Origin of the sequence: Streptococcus sp. HMSC077D04, from assembly GCF_001808785.1 — a bacterium.
Taxonomy (GTDB): Bacteria; Bacillota; Bacilli; order Lactobacillales; family Streptococcaceae; genus Streptococcus; species Streptococcus mitis_BX.
The window spans coordinates 1-1869 of the sequence record NZ_KV794498.1 but is presented as its reverse complement, the minus strand read 5'-3'; the positions used below and the strand labels follow the sequence as shown (position 1 = coordinate 1869).

Genomic DNA, 1869 nt, shown 5'->3' with positions numbered 1-1869 from the left:
CGATAGCATCATATCCCTAGAAGCTTTATTGAAGTTCAGAACCCCTGCGAATTTCAATACCTCCTTAAATGATAATATATTTTCCACCCTAAAAGAAAGAGAATGACAGCTAACGAACAGAACACTATTTGCTGGAACAAATGCTCTAGAACAGTTTTTTTCATTTGTTCTACAACCGCATATAATCGCTTTTTAGCTTTCTCCGAACGTTGTTCCCAAACGGTCACTGAAGAACCTGTGTTACTTTTAATCACAGCTTGATTTTCACTTGCTAATTTCAAATATCTCCCAGCATGATACAACCGCTTTTCCCCATTTAACCAACTAATTTCAACACTCTTGTCTCCTTGTAATCGATTATTGTAACTGATGGATACCGCTTGATTCTCAGAAGAAATCTTACTTTCAATTTGATTATAGTCATCCACCACATAGATAAGGCCGATGTTCTTTCCATTTTCTTTTGAGGGCACTAGATGAATATGCTTATCAAGAGCATACCAATCCTGATCATTTTTATCTTGAATCAATTGAACCATACTACTATTCACATCCATCTTAGAAAATGAAATATATTGGTAGATCGGCTTCAAAATGAACAATAAAAAATAAACAAGCAAAACGAGTGAACAAAAGATAAATTTGTTTTTATTTCTCATTTACTTCTCCAAAGCAACTTCTTCTTAACAAAATATTCTTAAGAATTGTTTCATGCCAACCTTCCTGTATAACACTATTGCCTCATCGTTTCGTTTGTTATTCTGTTCTCCATATATCCTTAACTGTCAATTCTCCCCAATTATCTGGGCTAAAACGACTAGAGTAGATAGTGGTCCAGTCTTTAAGAACTTTATTACGGAGTACATTATCTGCTTCCTTGCGAATCTCATCGACAGTCTTTCCATGCTCCACTAGAAAGGCTTCTATTTGAGATTGCTGAAAATATCCTGTACTCTCATCATCATAGTACCACATAAACCGTTCTAATTGCTGATTGTTTACATCGTACTGGTAATCTACATTTATGGTTGTCTCTGTATCTGGCAGTCTCAAACGCATTTCTATCCCAACTTTCGTCATCTCCTGAAATCCAAAATAAAAATAATAACCTAGAGAATGAATAGTGTTTGGTAAATTTACACTTTTATAATCAATAGAATGTTTATATAAATCTTGAGATCCATTATCGATAATTTTTAACCCTTTTAACTTATAAAAAGCTCGTCCTTTCCAGAGAAATGTATAATTGTGATAATCACTTTCTTCGTAGTATATTTCATCAAAAATATTGTGAACTCTCTGATATTTATAATACTGAAAACCAGAGAAAGATAATAATAGAACTATTAGCAACGAAAAAATTGCAAATTTCCTCTTCTTCATCTAATCACCTCATCTCTGTCAATTCTTGATTACCTGTTTCAATATTTCGAATGAAATTATAAGTACTTGGGTAATTTTTTTGTAGCTTATCTACGGTATCTTTTTCTAGTAAAATTCCTCAACACAACCAGTTGTTCATACAGGATTGTATTGAGCAAGAAGCTTCTTTCTCTGGGAAACTATCCATACAAAGTCTGATACATCTTTTCCATGAAATCCTCAAGCTCTTTTTTAATAATTTTTAATAGGCGATCTTCTTCGGATTGAGAGATGTTCACTCTCTCATTTATATTTTTTTCATTTATTTGAAAATAGGTGCTAGAAATTATATCAAAGTTCTTATCCAATTCATATAGTGCACTAGTTATTTTACCATCTATCTCTATTTCAAAATAAGCAGTAACCCCATTCCGTCCAGGATGCGATATTTTGAAATCGATGTCTCCTTTTATCTCTATGGAGTCAATTCCTCCATCCAATCGAATA

General features: G+C 33.0%; 2 protein-coding genes and 1 pseudogene. All 3 read right to left on the bottom strand.

Annotated features, from left to right (window positions below; all coding sequences use genetic code 11):
• Positions 1-53: 53 nt before the first annotated feature.
• Positions 54-659, bottom strand: a complete 606-nt coding sequence (locus tag HMPREF2701_RS01615) for a hypothetical protein (RefSeq protein ID WP_070481910.1) — start codon at positions 657-659, stop codon at positions 54-56.
• Between the two features lie 97 nt (positions 660-756).
• Entirely contained in the window at positions 757-1383 is a 627-nt protein-coding gene (locus HMPREF2701_RS01610; RefSeq protein WP_049493696.1) for a TipC family immunity protein, read from the bottom strand.
• A 179-nt stretch (positions 1384-1562) separates the two neighbouring features.
• Positions 1563-1869: pseudogene (locus tag HMPREF2701_RS01605) on the bottom strand (thiol-disulfide isomerase); the annotation flags it as partial.

Bases quoted from the DNA above. Each gene is read 5' to 3' on its own strand.
- HMPREF2701_RS01615 (WP_070481910.1), bottom strand. From the start codon at position 659: ATGAGAAATAAAAACAAATTTATCTTTTGTTCACTCGTTTTGCTTGTT.
- HMPREF2701_RS01610 (WP_049493696.1), bottom strand. From the start codon at position 1,383: ATGAAGAAGAGGAAATTTGCAATTTTTTCGTTGCTAATAGTTCTATTA.